The organism is Vibrio eleionomae (genome assembly GCF_009874545.1).
Classification (GTDB): domain Bacteria; phylum Pseudomonadota; class Gammaproteobacteria; order Enterobacterales; family Vibrionaceae; genus Vibrio; species Vibrio nitrifigilis.
Map to the genome: position 1 here is coordinate 15,385 of NZ_WEKT01000007.1, position 17,867 is coordinate 33,251.

Here is a 17,867-nt window from a genome sequence, read left to right on the forward strand (position 1 = left end):
ATACATTATTTAAGGAGCAAAGAGCCCACATTGAAATGGTCATTGATACTCTGAAACGCACGAGATGGTTTAAAACAAAAGCTGGGCACCTACTTAATATGACACTATGTCACATCGCTTATCGTATTCAAATTATGAATATTGAAATGAAGCAGATTTAACCTGCTGCCCATCAACCGAACAAGGCGGACATCAGTCCGCCTTTTTTTGCTCGCTAATCATCAACAACTGGCCTTATTCTATTAACGCCATAACCGTTCTAACGCAAGGGGTTTTGTGCCGCCATAAATAGCGGTCGATTGGTGTTTAAAGTATGCCCAAAGCTGATCACCGTAATCAAAATGCCACCACTCACTGGGAAGATTAGTAAACCCAGCTTGAGTCATCACGTAATAGAGCATTCTGCGATTGTTTAATGCCTCTTGAGATATCTGATTACTGTGGCGATCTTCAAGTGCAGCAGTCCAAGCCAGCGGACTATTCTCATCAAATACCGTTCCCATATCGAGAAGCTGCCCGGCGTCATCACACAAGGTAACATCGACGGCCCCTCCCGTTAAATGTGGGCTAGGACATGTTGGATCAGTGCGAGCGGGTGACGCGATATTACGCGTTAACGCAACCAGCGTGTCCATGCCACTGCCTTGATGTTCAGGGGCGGTACGAAAGTATTCATACACCGTATCGTACAACACCTGTTGCACCGCATACGGACGCCAACCATCGAGAATCACTAAATGAATACCTGTTGGTAACTGTTTAGCGGCCTCGACCAATTTATCCAACACCGTACGTCGAACAAAACATTCTGGGACCGCATGCCCTACTCCCATTTTGTAATAAATCGGGTACGTTTTGATGATCGATGACATGGAGGCAGGAACCAAAGGTTCACCACAATCGTCAATGATAATGGACTCCATCACATCCCAAGTAGGATTCTCTGCAGGCGTAATACGCTTATATTCAATGCTCATTAGTTAAATAACCCGGGTAAAAATAAAGACAATTGCGGCACCGCAATGACACACAGCAAGACCAGCAGCGCATAACCAATAAAGGGAATAATTTCTCTAAACATACGCCCAAGTTCGATATTACTTACCGCCGCAGCAATATAAAGACACCCACCCATCGGAGGCGTTATCAACGCAATCGTGATATTCATGGTGATGACAATGCCAAGGTGAACTGGGTCTACACCCGCATGAATAGCGACAGGCATAAAGATTGGCGTAAGTAGCATTAACGCGGAGACTTCTTCCATCAGCATCCCCACCACAAACGTAATCAAACTAATGATGATTAAGATCAGCGTCGGACTATCGGCAAATGGCATCAATAACGCTTTGAAACTCGCCGGCACTTGTGCGTAGCCCAGTAACCACGTGATAATCGACGACGATGCAATGATAAGGAAAATAGCCGAGGTCAATTTAACGGATGCAATCAGCGCATTAATAATATTTTTAAGCTTCAATGTTTGCGAAATGAGCCCTACTGCAATCGAATAAAGTACAATCAGAGCACCCGATTCAGTGGGAGTAACGACACCAAAAATAATGCTAGTGACTATCAGTATTGGCGCAAAGAGTGCCGGCACTGCCACTAAGAACGCCTTGCAGATCGTAGGCAATGTCGGTTTATGTTCACTGACAGGAATATTATTTTTACGGCAATAGTTGATATTCACGACAAAAAATATCACACCAAGCAATAACCCAGGAACAATACCAGCTAGAAAGAGATCGCCTATCGAAGTATTGGTGAGTGAGGCGTATAAGATCATAAAGATACTGGGCGGAATAATCGGTCCTATCAATGAACTGCCTGCCGTTAACGCGGCGGCATACCCAGCGGAATATCCCTCTTTTTTCATTTCAGGGACTAACAGAGTGCCCAATGCTGTCGTATCAGCGGCGGCAGAACCATTAACGCCCGCGAAAAAGATACTCGATAGAATGTTGACACTACCTAACCCGCCTCGCCAATGCCCCACAAGCGTGCGCGACAAGTTCATCAATTTAGGTGTTAAGCCACTTTCATTCAGTAAGTTGCCCCCAAGTACAAAAAGCGGGATAGCCATTAAGGAAAAGCTATCAATGCCACTTAAAAATTGCTGTGGGATGATTCGGTAAGCTAAGTCAAAATTTACAAAGTAAAATCCCACCAATGAGGCAAATAACAAGGTGACAAATAAAGGCACACCTAATAATAAATTAACAAGGAAAGCACCTATTATTGCAGCAGTCATACTTCCTCCTGCTGATACGAACAAATAGAAAACAGATGACAAAACGATTTAATTAAATTAATTAGCGAACAGAGAAATAGACCTAAAAACCCAATAGGAAGAGAAAACATTGGAATACTCTTACTAATCCCCAACCCTAAGGTAGTAAATTTAGAAATCGATATTGCATAAGTGAAACTAAAATACATTAAAAACCCAAACACGAAAGTCATAATAATATATTGGTAGCATCTACTTATTTTTTGTAATTTTTCTGATTTTATCTTATCAATAAAATTAAGACGCATATGTTCTCCGTCGAGTAATACAACCCCCGAAATCAACATAACGGCGCCAATCATCAGATATCTAGACAGTTCATCAATCCAAATAGGCGAAGCGCCCAATAGGTATCTCGAAAAAACTCCAAATAATAGAGTTAATACATCGACAGAAATACAGCAAATAGAAATACACGTAAAAAACGAAGAAAACTTGCCGTGTAAATAGTGATTAGACATAGAATAGCCTTTTAAATCATGACAGCGAAACACTTGCTGCCATTATTTTTTCATGAATTTACTTAGAGCGTTTGAGCATCTTTTAATGCCATATCAATCCATTTTTGATCGACACCTTGATCTTTTAACCAAGAGACAAAAGAAGGCTGAGCAATTTTTTGGAATTTATCCAATTCATCTTGAGTCGGCTGGTAAACCTTCATACCGTGATTGGCAAGGTAATCAATACGATTTTGAACTTGTGCTTCAACGGCTTTGCGGTTCATCGCTCCCGCTTTGGCAATCGCATCCGTAAGTATCTGTTTCTCTGATTTAGACAGACCTTTTAGCAAGGCATCATTACCAATTAAGAATTGATCTGAATATTGAATATTCGCCAGCGTCAAATATTTTTGCACTTCATTCAAACTGCCCATAATGATATACATCGGTGGGTTCATTTGACCGTCAGCCACACCTGTTTTTAATGCCATGTAGACTTCTGTCCATGGGATAGGTGTTCCTGAAGCACCAAATGCTTGATACAAGGCAACCTGGCTTTTATCCATGGCTCGGAATCTCAAGCCTTTAAAATCCGCCGGTGTTTTAATTTCACGGGTGTTATTTGTGAACGCTAAAAAGCCGCCTTCTTCAACCACGCCCAACATATGTGCGCCCGTTTTTTTGAAAAACGTCTGTTTTAGTTTCTTCCAGTATTCACCATGGTCAAAAAAGTTGTGCGCTTGCTGGTAGTCTTTAAGCATAAATGGAATTGAGCTGGCAAAGACCTCTGGTACCAGTGGAGACACACCACCAAAAGACGCAATATTTAAGCTCGGTGTATTTATCACCTGCTCCATCCGTTCCTGCTCTTCCCCTAGCATACTGTTTGGATAGAGCGTGATTTTCAAATCCCCTTTCGATTCTTTTTCAACAATCGATTTCAGATTTGAAGCAAACAGATGCACGGCGTTTTTATCCGCATCAGGTGCTCCGTTATAGCTAAGGTTGATGGTTTGAGCGTTCACTAAACAGCTCGCGCCCAACAGAGTAATGGTCAACAAGTTACGAGTTAACTTGGTCATCATAGTGTTACTTCCCATGTTAAATATTCCTTTTTCTTTAACCTAGTTTTTACTATAAAAATAAGGTGTTGATGATAAAACAGGTTAGGTGTTGACTCTTAGTCAACGCGTTTTTTTAGTGCATCAACGGGTACATCTGGTGCATCGCTGTTAAGAAAGCGGGAATTGGTGATAAGAAACTCCATAAAGGTTTTTGCCTGCAAAGTCAGTTCTCTATCTTTAAGCGATAACACTCGAGCTTTAGCCTCAGCAAAGACACGGGGATGATAGGAAAGCACCTCAATCAGGCCATTATCAATCTCATCAATGACCGTCAATCGTGGCATCACAGTAATACCGAGCCCAGCGGTGACAAAACTGGTCAATGCCGATACAGAATTGGTATTTAACTTAGGAGTAAGGTTGACGTGCGATAGTTGCTCTTCGATTTTAACTAAACGCCCCATCCCAGTTGAACCATCGATTAAAGCCAATGGGAAATGAACAATATCTTGAATCGATTCTATCGTCGGTCGATGAATCAATTCATGCCCTTTGGGTACAATAATATCAAGGGGATGACTCCGCTCTATATGGGTGCGAAGTTTAGGGTGAGGAGCCGAAGCATACGTGACGGCAAAATCGATTTGCTGATCTTCCAGCAGTTGAATCGCATCGGCGGCGCCCGCGGTTTCGATTGAGAGTTCAATACCGGGGTATTGCGTCATGAAATGCTGCATCGGCTTGGAGATCAAGTCCGCAATAAATCCTTCTCCGACCGCAATGCTGACTTTGCCGTATTTCAGCGCTTTCATATCATGCAGCCTCGAGTACACAGCAGCCTCATGGGCAAGAGTGGAACGAAAGAAATTCAGGAGCTCCACCCCAGCTTCGGTTAATTTTGCCCCATTTTGCAGACGCTCCCAAACCGGGACTTCGACTTGTTCTTCTAACTGGGTCAACATACGGCTGATGGTCGCAGGATCCACATTCATCATCTTAGACGCTTTTCTTAATGAGCCATACCGCGAAATTGAATTAAGATACTCTAACGCACGAATGTTAAAATGATACATATTCACCTATCCTTGACTGACGAAAAAACGTTTATATTCCATTGAAATAAATAATTTTATTTTTAATTTGAAAATATTTTAAATTAAAATTTCATTACCCAAAAATCATAGTTCACCACAGAAGCAGATTTTACTGTTCCTTAGCTTAAAAACGGATATTAAACGTATCACAACATCACCAAATTAGTGCGTTAAAAATTTAAAAAAACAATCAAATCGGCATCATTACCATTTATAGACAAAATAAAAATTAGAAGAGCATTATATTTATATAGTCATTATCCTCTTATAAAAACTAATATATATTCAAACAAATCAATATCATTATTAATTCAACACTAATTAATTATAAAAATATCTTATTAAGGTTGATTGCTATTGTGACTTAAACCAAGATAAATAATATAAAAACAGTTAACATACACCGCGAATTACAGGCGAACGCAACAGCTTTTTTCATCATAAAAGGGCTTGTTTTATCAATGAGAGTGGACGGACGATGAAAAACGTTATCTATTGAACAAGGTAATTGTTAAGGATGTTATTAAGCTCAAGGTAGGGGGCGTTCAGATTTCTGTTTCAGATAATTTTGATTAGATATCTATTCTAAGAAATAAGTGACTACTAGTGGACAGACGGGAGATGGTAACAGATGAAACTTAAGTGCACCACAAACACCACATTCTAATTAGGCTTTTGCACACTCTATGATCACATCTCCAATCCAAAGGAGATGCCATATGTATAAACGACGCACTGGCCAAGAATGGTATTTCTGATTGAGTAATATCAATCCAGCTCGCTCACACAACAAGCTTTGGCAACACTAAAACCGTCTCGGCTACACAATCTATTTAGTAGTTAAGTTACAAATAAATCAATTTGTGAAGCAATAAATATCTATGGATATTAGACTACCGTAGTGAGCGCCATAATGAATGATTTACCTTCTAACGACATAGCAAAGCTAGAATGATTAGATAACTGATAGTTACTCTACCGAATTTGATATCAATACCAAGCAGAACTAACAAAGAAATTGCTCGGATTCCAAACAAAATGAATCCCGCCTTGTTAATATCAAATCATTCTACGTGTTTTCTATTCCCTTAAAACGAGAAAACCCCAGCATTTCTGATGGGGTTTTGAATGTGGCGGTGAGTGAGAGATTCGAACTCTCGATACGTTGCCGTATACACACTTTCCAGGCGTGCTCCTTCAGCCACTCGGACAACTCACCGAATCGTTGTTTGCGTTAACCGCGTCAACGAGGCGCTAATTTAATGATTCCATTCACATTGGTCAAGTACTATTACCAAAAAACTGGCAACGAGACGTTTGTTTGCTTACAAAATAGCTAATTCGACCATTTTCAATGCAAGGTTCCCAAAATCCTATCAATATTATTTGTGCCTCACACAAGTAGAACCAGAATCAATTAAGCATGGTAGTAGCCAGGCACGCGGAACCAACGGCGACATAAATCTAGGAAGTGGCCATATAACACCCCCATTCCACACGAGATAATCGCATTACTTGTTACTGCAGCGACGATTTGATCCCAAGATGCGCCAACAGTCCATAGAATGCCGGCATACACGGGCGATTGGAATAACACGTAAGCAGCAAGGTCGGCGATATTTTTCATCCAGCGTGTATCTGACACACGTTTGCTCTGACGCAGCACAAAATCGCGGAACACACCATAAGGCCAAGCAATGGCAATGTTCACCGGGATAGAGAGCGTTCGTGAAGCTAATGACTGTTCAAATGTCATACCCGAAATAAAAATTTCGACAATCATTCCTGAAATAAAGCAAAACACGACCATTGCGAATGTATCAGCGGCAGCATTGCGGATACAAAAAGGGCCACGAGTTTTCATTAACTTCCTCACCAAATAACATGAATCACTACAATTAAGTGCTTATTGCAAAATAGAACACTAGGTTTATAACTTATTACTAGTTATTGGCGCTATTAGAACACAGCTTTTGTAGTTTTTGATTTCAAATTTAGATATAAAGTGTCGATATTCCACCATTTTTTACTGCAAAAATAGCAGCTCAAACTACTTTAAAAAGTAAGGATAAAAGCACGATATTTCGGGTATGAAATGGGCACTTAATCGCCATATCCATCATGTCGTCTGAGAAATATTCGCCAAACAGAGAGCTTTAACGGTAAACTAGACCACGACCGTAACTAGAATAAATGGGATGGTATTTTGACCCTTCAAGAATTGCTTGCTCAACCTGAGTTAGAAAACAAATTGCTCAATGAAGCAAAAACTACTGGCTTTGTGACTGCTATGGCCTGCTCACCTAATGTGTTACCACCAGAAGAATGGTTGCCTTATTTATGGGGCGGTGAGGAAGTCGCGCCATTTAGTGATGGTGAGCAATTAGAAAACTATCTAGAACAGATTATTGCGATGTGGAATCATTTCCGCCCTGCTTTATTAGATAATCAGTGGGCTTGGCCTGATGGGTATGCGTTAGACGATCAAGAAATCGTTAATGAAAAAGCGCGCGATTTTTGTGAAGGCGTACTGCAAGGTTGGCAGCTGACTCGCGATGATTGGGAAACCATTATGCCGCCAGAAAGTGAAGATAATGCGTTATTGGGTGGCGTTTTACTTTCTCTGAGCATGTTATATGACCCAGAAACGTCAGTGGCAACATTAAGTGAGCAAGGTATTGAAGGACTTGAACAGTTTGAAGAAATATTCAATGCCATGCCACTGATGCTGTGTGGTTTAACGTTACGTGGCGCGGCGTTAGTTCAAGAATAAGCTGTATATTCTTAACGAAAAGAAAGGCATTCTCTGGGATACATACTGAGAAATGCCTTCCACCTAAAATGGGGTGGAGACGTGGTAACGTATACGCTAGATACGTTACCAAGCCAAAAGCTCCCACTAGTGGGAGCTAACAGGGTTTGTTATCACTCAGGACTTAACCGTTGCGGAAAATGTAGCTGTAGGCGTTAATAGCAGGTACACCACCTAAGTGAACATAAAGAACTTTAGAGCCTTTCGGGAAATAGCCTTTCTTCGTTAAATCAATCAAACCTTGCATCGATTTACCTTCGTAAACAGGATCTGTCATCATTGCTTCAGTACGAGCAGAGATTCTGATTGCTTCTACTGTTTCATCCGATGGCACACCATACGCCGGGTAAGCGTAATCATCGATGATGACAACGTCTTCTTTGGTGATCTCTTGATTTAGTTCGACAAGGTCAGCCGTATTTTGCGCGATACGTAATACTTGCGCATGGTTTTGTTCTGGCGTTGCAGAGGCATCGATACCAATCACGTTACGTGCGCGACCATCAGCCGCAAAACCAACAACCATACCAGCCATGGTTGATCCTGTTACCGTACACACAACAATGTAATCAAATTTGAAACCCAGCTCTTCTTCTTGCTGTCTTACTTCTTCTGCGAAGTTAACGTAACCAACAGCGCCAAATTTGTGTTCAGAAGCGCCAGCTGGAATTGGATATGGCTTGCCACCTTTCTCTTCTACATCTTTTAGTGCGTTTTCCCAGCTTTCACGAATGCCGATATCAAAGCCTTCATCAATGAGTTCAACTTTAGCGCCCATAACACGGCTCATCAAAATGTTACCTACACGATCATAAACCGCATCTTGGAATGGTACCCAGCTTTCTTGAACTAAGCGGCATTTCATACCAATTTTTGCCGCGACAGCCGCGACCATACGGGTATGGTTTGATTGCACACCACCGATAGATACGAGCGTATCAGCACCACTGGAAATTGCATCTGGCACAATGTATTCCAGTTTGCGAATTTTGTTACCACCAAATGCTAGACCACAGTTACAGTCTTCGCGTTTCGCATAGATGTCGACATCCCCGCCCAAGAATTCAGAAAGGTTGCTTAGCTTCTCTATCGGCGTTGGTCCAAACGTTAAAGGGTAACGTTCAAATTTATCTAGATTCATTGTGTATCTCCTTATACTCAGCTCAGTTTTGCGAGTGGCACTATTACGGTTTCGATACACAAAGGTTACTTAATTGTGAGTGAAATGTGCTTTCTAATTTAAACTTATTTCTATATATTAATTTTACTATTTAAAGTTAAATTAAATAATTAATCAAAAATTAATAAATAAATAAAAGAAAATTTCATGGAAGATTCACTAGATAAAATCGATTACAAGCTACTACGGTTACTCCAGCAAGATGGGCGCATGTCGAATGCTGAGCTCGCTGACAAAGTGAATATTAGCCCTGCAACCTGTCACCGCAGATTAGATCGGTTATTCAAATCAGACGCCATACAGTCAGTAAGAGCTATCGTTGCACCCAATAAAGTGGATTTATCCAGTTTGGTCATCGTGGGGGTTGTGCTTGACCGCTCCACACCAGAGAGCTTTGCAGAGTTTGAGCAAGCCATTGTTACTATGCCTGTGATTATTGATTGCCAATTGGTAGCCGGAGAATTTGATTATTTCCTGCGTATCCGGGTCAAAGATATGGCTGATTTTAACCAGCTTCATGCCAGCCAGTTGCTCTCTTTACCTGGGGTAAGACAAATACGCACGTTCTTTGTGATGAAAGAGGTGGTAGACAATGGCACGCTCGCATTCTAACGTGCATGTAGACCATTCAGAGGGAAGAAGTCAGCCTACCGCTGACTTCTTTATGCTATGCAAGAATAACGCTTATTTTTGATTTGCTAGTTGCTCGGCGAAATTTAACATTCTGTTCAATGGAATGAGAGATTTCACTCTTACTGCTTCATCGACGAAGATTTCATGATGCTGAACATCTTCGCACAAGGCACTTTCAATCGCTTGCAACCCATTCATCGCCATCCAAGGACAATGAGCACAACTGCGGCATGTTGCCCCTGCCCCTGCCGTTGGCGCTTCAATAAGTTCCTTTTCTGGAACTAACTGCTGCATCTTGTAAAAGATGCCCTTATCTGTTGCGACAATCATTTGCTGGTTGGGTAACGACTTAGCTGCTTTAATTAGTTGGCTGGTTGAGCCGACAGCATCAGCCAATTCAACAACGCTAGCTGGCGATTCTGGGTGAACTAGGATGGCTGCGGCTGGGTAAAGCGCTTTCATCTTACGTAATGCATCAGCTGAAAATTCATCATGCACAATACATTCACCATTCCACAGCAGCATATCGGCTCCCGTTTGTTTGGCGATGTAAGAACCTAGATGGCGATCAGGCCCCCATATGATTTTCGCGCCTTCACTATCAAGATGCTCAACAATTTCTAGAGCGATACTTGATGTTACTACCCAATCAGCGCGGGCTTTGACTGCCGCTGATGTATTCGCATAGACAACCACAGTGTGATCAGGATGAGCATCACAAAATGCCGTAAACTCAGCCTCAGGACAACCAAGATCTAACGAGCACTCGGCTTCTAGCGTCGGCATAAGAATGCGCTTTTCGGGAGTCAGGATTTTCGCTGATTCTCCCATAAAACGAACGCCAGCGATGACTAACGTTGACGCGGGGTGACGATTACCAAACTTAGCCATTTCAAGGGAGTCACCGACAAATCCGCCAGTTTCCTCTGCTAAAGCTTGTATCTCAGGATCAGTGTAATAATGCGCGATGAGTACCGCGTCTTTTTCATGAAGCTTATGCTTGATTGACGCGATGTATTGTTGTTTTTCTTGATCGCTCAATGCCGCAGGCTTAGGTGGAAATGGGTATACAGTCTCTATTTTATCCAGTATATGGCTCATTGCTCTTGCTCACGCAATATCCAAACGTTCGGGTAGTGTATGACAGTTGCTAAGTGAATCAAAGTTTGCTTAAAAATAAATACGATAAATGATAGGTTCGTCAGTTCAAGCCATAAGTTCACTCTTACAAAAACAAAAAAAGAGCAGCTAATCGCTACTCTTTTAAACAGAAACCAAACAAGGTGTATTTTATTTCAAATGCGTTTTAGCAACTTCAGCAGAAGAGCTATTTGGATACTCATCGACAACTTGTTGATAATATTTTTTCGCCTGAGCAGCATTGTTATTGCGCGCAGCAATATCACCCAGTTTTACCATAGCATCGGCACGTTTATTCGATTTATCAAACGCGAGCACAGCAGCGAAATTTTTTGCAGCATCGACATCTTGTTTCTTAGCAAAGAAAAGCTGGCCTAACCAGTAGTGGCTATTTGGCGTGTAGACTGATTTAGGAAAATCTTTCTCAAACTTTTCAAACGCTGCAATCGCCCCTGAATAATCACGCTTTTTAAGAATCAAATCGACTGCGTTTTGGTACGCTGTTTGTTCATCAGCATTACTTGAATAGGTGCCTTGGTCATCATCGGCAGATGCGGACAAATCCGTTGAAGGCGTGGCTGATTTCATAGTGCTACGAACATGGTCTAGTTCCACAAATAGTTCACGCTGACGTTTTACCATCTGTTGCATGTCATAACTATTTTTTTCAATCTGACCACGTAAGTTACGAATTTCTTGAGACATTGCATCCAACTGCTGTTGCATTTGCAGTTGCATGCGACTGCGTGCCTGTAGCAAGCGTTCAAGACGCTGTACATCCCCTTCAGGAGCTTGACTCGAGCTAGCACTGGCTGTGTTTGCGCTGGAGCTATTATTGCCAATATCTGATACTGGAGCTGGTGCAGCGAACACTTGGCTCGCTGCACTCGCCAGTAACGTAAGCGTAACAACGCGCTTTAAGTTACTGAACATGAGGTTCATCCTCTATTAGTAAACGAGAACTGCACGACGGTTTTTCGCGTATGCTTGTTCAGTTTGACCAAATACTAGAGGTTTTTCTTCACCGTAGCTAACAATAGAAACTTGGCTAGCTTCTACGCCTAGCGCTTCAAGATATTTTTCTACTGCTTTAGCACGACGTTCGCCAAGCGCGATGTTGTACTCTGGAGTACCACGTTCGTCAGTGTAACCTTCGATAGTCACTTTCAAGTTAGGGTTTTTGCTTAGGTAAGAAGCATGAGCCGCTAACATATCTTCGTAATCACTAGAGATGGTTGCATTATCAAACGCAAAGTAAACAGTTTGGTTTTCACGAAGAGCTTGTTCTTTAGCTTCTTGTTCAGAAACTGATGCATTACCTTCGTCCATTGGAGTAGCAACAGTGTTGTCTGTTGTATCCGTTGTTGTTGTCGCTTGCTGTTGCTGATTAGTTTCAGTAGAGCCAGAAGCGTTTGCAGCATCGTCACTTGAACTACATGCTGTCATTGCTAGTACTGGTAGCGCGATAAGTAGCCCTTTAAGAACCTTATTCAGTTGCATCTTATTTTTCCTTACTATTGAAAAGTTTGTGCTTATAAAAACGGTGACCAAGCTGGAGCTCTTACGCGCCCATTAGTTGCTGGCAGTCTCGCTTTAAATCTACCGTCTATCGAAACCATCGATAAAACGTTTTTACCTTGGTAGATAGAACTGTAAATAACCATAGCACCATTAGGCGCAATACTTGGAGACTCATCAAGCAAAGTCTTCGTCAGAATTTGCACCGCTCCCGTTTCCAAATCTTGCTTCGCCAAGTGATAGCCTCGGTTATTGTGATTAACCATTACAAGGTAACGTCCATCAGGCGTAATCTGACCACCCAAGTTTTGACTACCTTGCCATGTGAGGCGTTTGGTCGAACCATCACTTAAATTTACTTGATAAATCTGTGGTTTACCACCCCGATCAGAAGTAAATATGAGCGATTTTCCATCAGGCAGCCAAAATGGTTCGGTATTGTTAGCTCGATCATGCGTTACCTGTGTCAATTTACGACTTTGTAAGTCTAATGTGTAAACCTGTAGCGTGCCTGTTTTAGATAACACTAAAGCTAACTTTTTACCATCTGGTGAGAATTCAGGCGCACCATTATGACGAGGGTAAGAGGTCACTTTTTCACGTTTACCCGTGTAAATATTCATCATATATATTTCAGCACGGCCATTTTGGAAGCTGACATAAGCTAATGTTTTGCCATCAGGAGACCAAGATGGTGACATCAATGGCTGTTTAGAACGTAATACTAATCGTTCGTTGTAACCGTCATAGTCAGCTACGCGTAACTGATATGGGTAAGCTTCTTTATTATTAACAACCACGTAAGCAATACGTGTTAGAAACGCGCCTTTTTCACCCGTTAATTTTTCATAGACTAAGTCAGAAATACGGTGTGCATATTCACGTAAACGTTGCGCAGGTACTGTCGCAATTTTATTAAGTAAAATATGGTCTTTTGAAACGATTAATTGACCATCTTTACTTAACGCTTTGCTTTGACCATGAGTTAACTGGCCGCGCACAACATCAATCAACTTATAATGAATGACATAATGGCCGTTAGAATCTTGTTTGATCGTTCCCGTTAATAACGAATCGACACCGAGCTTTGTCCATGCTTGATAATTGATGTCCTCATCTTTATATGGCGTTTGTGGCATTTTATCCGTCGCAATCGGACTAAACTTACCACTTCGCATTAAATCAGATGCCACGACTGATGAGACATCTTGAGGTAAAGGTGTTTTACCTTCCCATTTAAAAGGGATAATGGCGATTGGACGAGCGGCGTTAATACCATCGGTAATAACAAGATCCAGAGCCGCATTGGCCATTTGTACACTACTTACAATAACGAGTAAGCATCCTAGAAGTAATCGCTTTAACACAAGCATTTCCTTTTTACTCAGGTGCAACGGTTAGGTTGATATTTTTCAATTTTTCTACGACGGCTGCGTCATTTTTAGGTAAAGGGAATGTCCCGATTTTTGCCACTGCTGCTTTCGTAGCTCGACATAAACGCGAATCCCCACCCGCGACGCTTAAACTTCCAACAATCGCGCCAGTGCCCGTCGGTATCAATTTGAGGTTCACCTTACACTCCTTTCCTCTAAAACTATCATCCAAGATTAAGTTTTGTTGGATCAGCTGTGTATAGATAGCCCCCCATCGTTCTGATTCACTGGCTACGTGCTTTGCCTTTGCTGAATTGTTTTCTGTTGATTCTGATTCTAAGCCTTTAAAAATATCATCCAGCGCTTTCTGTTGCTGTTGGCTTTGCTCTTTCAACTTACGTAAACGTTCTTTTTCAGCAGCTGCTTTCGCCGCTGCTTCTTTTGCTGCCTTTTCCCGAGCGAGTCGTTCTGCTTTCGCTTTTTCCGCAGCTTCTTTTTCACGTTGGGCTTGAGCTGCGGCCTCTTTTGCAGCTTTTTGGCGTTCTATACGCTGCTGCTCTGCCTTTTTCGCTGCTGCTTCTTGCGCTTTTCGTTGCGCTTCGGCTTTAGCAGCACGCTCTTGCTCTTGACGCGCTTTTTCTGCGGCGGCTTTTTGTTCTTGCTCCTTCTGTTGACGCGCTTTTTCAGCTTCGCGAGCGGCCTTCGCCTCTTTCACTTGCTGTTCCTTGAGCTTACGTATCCTTTCTTCTTCAGCCTGGCGGTTTTTCTCTAGCTGCTCGCTTTCGCGACGCAGCTTATCCAAACGTTGTTGTTCTTTTTTAGCTGCAGCTTGACGTTCATTACGTATTTTCTGAGCTTGTTGTTTGATTACATTGGGGTCTATGACCACAGCTTCAACCATTTTTCCAGACGGTTTCGGCTTTTCCATATTAAAATCAGAACCCCAAATTAAGGCTGCAATCAAAATGACATGTAGAACAACAGATATCACCAAAGGCTTTTTAAAATTGCTCTTGTTCGGTTTCTTCGCTTTCATGAACAGTCACAAGCCTATTCGTTGTCTTTGATATCAGTTAATAATCCCACCTTAGGAATACCAGCTTTACTTAACTGGTCCAAAACCATCACAATGTTGGCATAAGGTGTCGCTTTATCTCCACCGACGGCGACGGGGGTATTGGGATTAATTTGGCGTTCAGCTTTAATGCGAACCACGATGTCTTGCAACGAAACTCCACGTTGCATTTCTTCGTTATTGACGCTAATACCCAACCCACCTTCTTTATTGATTTCAACAATAATAAAACTCGAGCTATCGCCAGCTAATTCAGAAGCAGGTTTTGCGGTGGTGGTTTTCGGTAAGTCAACATCTACCCCTTGAGTCACGAAAGGTGATGTCACCATGAAGATAATCAACAAAACCAACATGACATCGATATAAGGAACGACGTTGATTTCAGCTGTCATCTTCCGTTTTTTCGGTTGATAACCTGCCATAAATTATTCCCTACCAGCCATTGCTTGACGATGTAAGATGCTATGAAACTCTTCAGAAAATGTTGCGTAACCATGTTCTAGTTTACTGACACGGTTAGTTAAACGGTTAAACGCGATAACAGCAGGTATAGCGGCAAATAAGCCCATAGCAGTGGCAACTAACGCTTCTGCGATACCGGGAGCGACCATCGCCAGTGTTGCTTGTTTGACTTGGCCAAGTGCGATAAAGGCATGCATAATACCCCACACGGTACCGAACAGACCGATATATGGACTAATCGAACCAACGGTCGCTAAAAATGGCAGACTTGTTTCTAACTCTTCTACTTCACGGCCCACCGCTACACGCATTGCCCGGCTGGTACCTTCCATAATGAAATCTGGCGAAGCAGCATTAGATTTATGTAAACGAGCAAACTCAGTAAATCCGCAGTAAAAGATCTCTTCGGTGCCGAAAAGTTCATCTTTGCGTTTTTTACTGTCTTGGTACAGGATCGACAGGTCTTTACCTGACCAAAACTTGTCTTCGAATGCTTCTGCACTTTTTTGTGCTTTGGTTAGTGTTTTACTGCGTTGAAATATCATCGTCCATGACAAAATTGACATGCCTAATAACAACAACATGACCAATTTAACGAGGAAACTGGCTTGTAAGAATAGATCTAGAATTGAAATATCAGCACTCACTAGAGGTAAACTCCATACTCATTGATTGAGGCATAGCAATCGGCCTCATGTTCTGATTGTTAATACATGCTACCTTAACTATTGCTTTACACAATAGGTCGCCTTTAGGATTGACCAGCTCTTGACAGAATGTTAGCGAAGCTTTTTTAAGTTGCGAAACACAACTCTTTACTGTCAATTGCTCGTCAAGACGAGCGCCCTTCAAAAAATCAATATCCACATGTCGGACAACAAATCCTATATGTTGTTCCAAAAGTGATTGTTGATTGATGCCTATCTGGCGCAACATTTCAGTACGTGCACGTTCGAAAAATTTCAGATAATTGGAGTGATAGACCACACCACCGGTGTCGGTATCTTCGTAATAGACCGTAACAGGCCATTCAAAAGTCTTCATAGTTTTGGCATGCCAACCCTAAATTATTACAACTGACTGATTACTATAACGCATCTACTGCCCTGTAGTACAAGGGAAGAAGGTACTTTTCACTTTCTCCTGATAAAAAATTAGCGCTGCCTCAAAGAGACAGCGCTATCTTGGTTATTTCATCATCACTCTATTTCAGAAAGATGACAGTTATCCAGCTAACCTAACAAACGTTAGATATAAAAGAATAATCAGTGAAAAATATGGACTGAATACCACCTGCCAAATCCAATGCTTTGGTTTAAAGCCAATACCGAAAACCATACTGGCACATAACGACCAAATCATCAGAGGAGCAATGACGGGGTTAAAACCACCGATGCTCTCTGAATATGCTTTTGAATCCCACATGACCATAGCCAAGTGATAAAAAGCAAGGACCAGTGATAAGGCTCTAAATAGAGCCTTATCGAGTGGTCGATGCAATTTAGCAACGGTATCAGACCAATTATTCACTGTCTTTGTCCATTTGATCGCGGTGCTCTAACCAAAGCGCGTTGATAATACCGAATGAACAAGCAAGTAGTAGGCCTAGAACCCATACGAAATACCACATAGTAAATGCTCCTTAGTAGCCTGCGTTGTTTGGATTTTCAACATGTTCTTTAGTAAGACGACCGTACATTTTGTAGTAACAAAATGCTGTGTAGCACAGAATAATCGGCACGAACACAGCCGCAACACATGTCATTACAGTCAGAGTCAATTGGCTTGAAGTTGCGTCCCACATGGTCAAGCTCACGTTTGGATTTACGCTTGAAGGCATGATGAATGGGAACATAGCAAAGCCTGCAGTAAGAACGATACCCGCCAAACCTAAGCTAGAAGATACGAATGCAAAACCACCTTTTTTCGCACGAGAGAACAGTGCAGCAAGAAGCGGCATTACAACAGCAAGTACTGGAGCAATCCACATTGCTGGGTATTTGCCGAAGTTGTACATCCAAGCACCCGTTTCACGAACGACTTCTTTGTTCAGTGGGTTAGATGAAGCGTGGCCATCAATAACACTTTTTACAACAAATCCGTCAATGTTTTGAACCCAGATACCTGCAATTACCATCAGTACAGCAACGATAACACCAGTGATTTGCGTTACAGAACGCGCACGGTCATAGACTTCTTCTGATGCTTTCATTTGTAGCCATGCAGAACCTTGCATTTGAACCATGATGACACAAACTAGGCCAGACACGATACCAAATGGGTTAAGTAGCCCAAAGAAACCACCTTCGTAACGAACTTGTAAGAATTCGTTTACGCTTAGAGGTACACCTTGTAGAAGGTTACCAAATGCAACACCGATAATCAGTGGAATAACGATACCGTTAATTGCCAAACCGATGTCCATTGCGTTACGCCATCTTGGATCATCAATTTTGATACGGTATTCAAGACATAGTGGACGTAGCCATAAAGAAGCTAGCACCAAAATCATACCGATGTAGAAACCAGAGAATGATGATGCATAGACCATTGGCCATGCAGCAAACAGCGCACCACCAGCAGTGATAAGCCAAACTTGGTTACCATCCCAGTGAGGAGCAATGGTGTTAATCATCATACGGCGTTCAGTGTTCGTTTTACCAATAAATGGAACTAACGCACCAACCCCCATGTCGAAACCTTCTGCGACCGCGTAACCAACAAATAGTACGCCGATCAGTACCCACCAGATAAATCGTAGGACTTCGTAATCAAACATT

The 17,867-nt window shown here is 42.0% G+C and carries 20 protein-coding genes and 1 tRNA gene; 2 read left to right on the forward strand and 19 right to left on the reverse strand.

All coding sequences use genetic code 11. The features are described 5' to 3' along the window. Positions 1–242: 242 nt before the first annotated feature. The 7 genes from F9817_RS06025 to F9817_RS06055 all read right to left on the reverse strand — a co-directional run bounded on the left by F9817_RS06025 (position 243) and on the right by F9817_RS06055 (position 6,758). Positions 243–977 (reverse strand): M15 family metallopeptidase, encoded by a 735-nt coding sequence (locus tag F9817_RS06025; RefSeq protein WP_161154051.1) that lies wholly within the window; start codon positions 975–977, stop codon positions 243–245. Next, positions 977–2,254 carry a TRAP transporter large permease gene (locus F9817_RS06030; RefSeq protein WP_161154052.1) on the reverse strand — a complete coding sequence of 426 codons (1,278 nt, stop codon included), beginning with the start codon at positions 2,252–2,254 and terminating at the stop codon, positions 977–979. Before F9817_RS06030 ends, F9817_RS06025 begins: the two co-directional genes overlap by 1 nt. After that, positions 2,251–2,754 (reverse strand): TRAP transporter small permease, encoded by a 504-nt coding sequence (locus tag F9817_RS24480; RefSeq protein WP_161154053.1) that lies wholly within the window; start codon positions 2,752–2,754, stop codon positions 2,251–2,253. The genes F9817_RS06030 and F9817_RS24480 overlap by 4 nt, the downstream gene beginning before the upstream one ends. A gap of 62 nt (positions 2,755–2,816) precedes the next feature. Beyond that, entirely contained in the window at positions 2,817–3,836 is a 1,020-nt protein-coding gene (locus tag F9817_RS06040) for a TRAP transporter substrate-binding protein (RefSeq protein WP_202436360.1), read from the reverse strand. Between the two features lie 80 nt (positions 3,837–3,916). Then, a complete protein-coding gene (locus F9817_RS06045; protein WP_161154054.1) occupies positions 3,917–4,873 on the reverse strand; it encodes a LysR family transcriptional regulator in 957 nt (318 codons plus the stop codon). Between the two features lie 1,152 nt (positions 4,874–6,025). After that, a tRNA-Ser gene (locus tag F9817_RS06050) sits at positions 6,026–6,113 on the reverse strand. A gap of 198 nt (positions 6,114–6,311) precedes the next feature. Continuing rightward, complete coding sequence (locus tag F9817_RS06055) at positions 6,312–6,758, reverse strand: L-alanine exporter AlaE (RefSeq protein WP_161154055.1); 447 nt, start codon at positions 6,756–6,758, stop codon at positions 6,312–6,314. A gap of 342 nt (positions 6,759–7,100) precedes the next feature. On the opposite strand from F9817_RS06055, the gene F9817_RS06060 reads away from it, so the two are divergent. Further along, complete coding sequence (locus F9817_RS06060) at positions 7,101–7,667, forward strand: UPF0149 family protein (protein ID WP_161154056.1); 567 nt, start codon at positions 7,101–7,103, stop codon at positions 7,665–7,667. Between the two features lie 163 nt (positions 7,668–7,830). Here F9817_RS06060 and F9817_RS06065 read toward each other — a convergent pair whose 3' ends face one another. Continuing rightward, positions 7,831–8,847, reverse strand: coding sequence for a 1-aminocyclopropane-1-carboxylate deaminase (locus F9817_RS06065; protein WP_161154057.1), 1,017 nt, complete (start codon positions 8,845–8,847; stop codon positions 7,831–7,833). Between the two features lie 186 nt (positions 8,848–9,033). Here F9817_RS06065 and F9817_RS06070 point away from each other — a divergent pair, with 186 nt between their 5' ends. After that, positions 9,034–9,498 (forward strand): Lrp/AsnC family transcriptional regulator, encoded by a 465-nt coding sequence (locus tag F9817_RS06070; protein WP_161154058.1) that lies wholly within the window; start codon positions 9,034–9,036, stop codon positions 9,496–9,498. Positions 9,499–9,570: 72 nt separating this feature from the next. On the opposite strand, the gene nadA is transcribed toward F9817_RS06070, so the two are convergent. The 11 genes from nadA to cydB form a co-directional block, all read right to left on the reverse strand. Next, positions 9,571–10,620: a quinolinate synthase NadA gene (nadA, locus tag F9817_RS06075; protein WP_161154059.1), complete on the reverse strand. Its 1,050-nt coding sequence runs from the start codon at positions 10,618–10,620 to the stop codon at positions 9,571–9,573. Positions 10,621–10,809: 189 nt separating this feature from the next. Further along, complete coding sequence (ybgF, locus tag F9817_RS06080) at positions 10,810–11,592, reverse strand: tol-pal system protein YbgF (protein ID WP_161154060.1); 783 nt, start codon at positions 11,590–11,592, stop codon at positions 10,810–10,812. Between the two features lie 15 nt (positions 11,593–11,607). Further along, positions 11,608–12,159, reverse strand: a complete 552-nt coding sequence (gene pal, locus F9817_RS06085; RefSeq protein ID WP_161154061.1) for a peptidoglycan-associated lipoprotein Pal — start codon at positions 12,157–12,159, stop codon at positions 11,608–11,610. Positions 12,160–12,191: 32 nt separating this feature from the next. Beyond that, entirely contained in the window at positions 12,192–13,544 is a 1,353-nt protein-coding gene (gene tolB / locus F9817_RS06090) for a Tol-Pal system beta propeller repeat protein TolB (RefSeq protein ID WP_161154062.1), read from the reverse strand. 13 nt (positions 13,545–13,557) lie between these two features. Continuing rightward, positions 13,558–14,586, reverse strand: coding sequence for a cell envelope integrity protein TolA (tolA, locus tag F9817_RS06095; RefSeq protein WP_161154063.1), 1,029 nt, complete (start codon positions 14,584–14,586; stop codon positions 13,558–13,560). A 14-nt stretch (positions 14,587–14,600) separates the two neighbouring features. Continuing rightward, positions 14,601–15,047 (reverse strand): protein TolR, encoded by a 447-nt coding sequence (tolR, locus tag F9817_RS06100; protein ID WP_161154064.1) that lies wholly within the window; start codon positions 15,045–15,047, stop codon positions 14,601–14,603. 3 nt (positions 15,048–15,050) lie between these two features. Beyond that, a complete protein-coding gene (tolQ, locus tag F9817_RS06105; protein ID WP_161154065.1) occupies positions 15,051–15,734 on the reverse strand; it encodes a protein TolQ in 684 nt (227 codons plus the stop codon). After that, complete coding sequence (ybgC, locus tag F9817_RS06110) at positions 15,724–16,131, reverse strand: tol-pal system-associated acyl-CoA thioesterase (RefSeq protein WP_161154066.1); 408 nt, start codon at positions 16,129–16,131, stop codon at positions 15,724–15,726. The genes tolQ and ybgC overlap by 11 nt, the downstream gene beginning before the upstream one ends. 180 nt (positions 16,132–16,311) lie before the next feature. Then, positions 16,312–16,617, reverse strand: a complete 306-nt coding sequence (ybgE, locus tag F9817_RS06115; RefSeq protein WP_161154067.1) for a cyd operon protein YbgE — start codon at positions 16,615–16,617, stop codon at positions 16,312–16,314. After that, positions 16,610–16,717 (reverse strand): cytochrome bd-I oxidase subunit CydX, encoded by a 108-nt coding sequence (gene cydX, locus F9817_RS06120; RefSeq protein WP_161154068.1) that lies wholly within the window; start codon positions 16,715–16,717, stop codon positions 16,610–16,612. Before cydX ends, ybgE begins: the two co-directional genes overlap by 8 nt. A 12-nt stretch (positions 16,718–16,729) precedes the next feature. Then, positions 16,730–17,866, reverse strand: a complete 1,137-nt coding sequence (gene cydB / locus F9817_RS06125) for a cytochrome d ubiquinol oxidase subunit II (RefSeq protein ID WP_161154069.1) — start codon at positions 17,864–17,866, stop codon at positions 16,730–16,732. Between the last annotated feature and the right edge of the window lies 1 nt (position 17,867).

Excerpts from the sequence above, each read along its gene's own strand:
- cydX (WP_161154068.1), bottom strand. The coding sequence starts at position 16,717 with ATGTGGTATTTCGTATGGGTTCTAGGCCTACTACTTGCTTGTTCATTC.
- cydB (WP_161154069.1), bottom strand. The coding sequence starts at position 17,866 with ATGTTTGATTACGAAGTCCTACGATTTATCTGGTGGGTACTGATCGGC.
- nadA (WP_161154059.1), bottom strand. The coding sequence starts at position 10,620 with ATGAGCCATATACTGGATAAAATAGAGACTGTATACCCATTTCCACCT.
- F9817_RS06040 (WP_202436360.1), bottom strand. The coding sequence starts at position 3,836 with ATGGGAAGTAACACTATGATGACCAAGTTAACTCGTAACTTGTTGACC.
- pal (WP_161154061.1), bottom strand. The coding sequence starts at position 12,159 with ATGCAACTGAATAAGGTTCTTAAAGGGCTACTTATCGCGCTACCAGTA.
- tolR (WP_161154064.1), bottom strand. The coding sequence starts at position 15,047 with ATGGCAGGTTATCAACCGAAAAAACGGAAGATGACAGCTGAAATCAAC.
- F9817_RS06070 (WP_161154058.1), top strand. The coding sequence starts at position 9,034 with ATGGAAGATTCACTAGATAAAATCGATTACAAGCTACTACGGTTACTC.
- F9817_RS06025 (WP_161154051.1), bottom strand. The coding sequence starts at position 977 with ATGAGCATTGAATATAAGCGTATTACGCCTGCAGAGAATCCTACTTGG.
- ybgF (WP_161154060.1), bottom strand. The coding sequence starts at position 11,592 with ATGTTCAGTAACTTAAAGCGCGTTGTTACGCTTACGTTACTGGCGAGT.
- ybgC (WP_161154066.1), bottom strand. The coding sequence starts at position 16,131 with ATGAAGACTTTTGAATGGCCTGTTACGGTCTATTACGAAGATACCGAC.
- F9817_RS06065 (WP_161154057.1), bottom strand. The coding sequence starts at position 8,847 with ATGAATCTAGATAAATTTGAACGTTACCCTTTAACGTTTGGACCAACG.
- tolA (WP_161154063.1), bottom strand. The coding sequence starts at position 14,586 with ATGAAAGCGAAGAAACCGAACAAGAGCAATTTTAAAAAGCCTTTGGTG.
- F9817_RS06045 (WP_161154054.1), bottom strand. The coding sequence starts at position 4,873 with ATGTATCATTTTAACATTCGTGCGTTAGAGTATCTTAATTCAATTTCG.
- F9817_RS06030 (WP_161154052.1), bottom strand. The coding sequence starts at position 2,254 with ATGACTGCTGCAATAATAGGTGCTTTCCTTGTTAATTTATTATTAGGT.
- F9817_RS06055 (WP_161154055.1), bottom strand. The coding sequence starts at position 6,758 with ATGAAAACTCGTGGCCCTTTTTGTATCCGCAATGCTGCCGCTGATACA.
- F9817_RS24480 (WP_161154053.1), bottom strand. The coding sequence starts at position 2,754 with ATGTCTAATCACTATTTACACGGCAAGTTTTCTTCGTTTTTTACGTGT.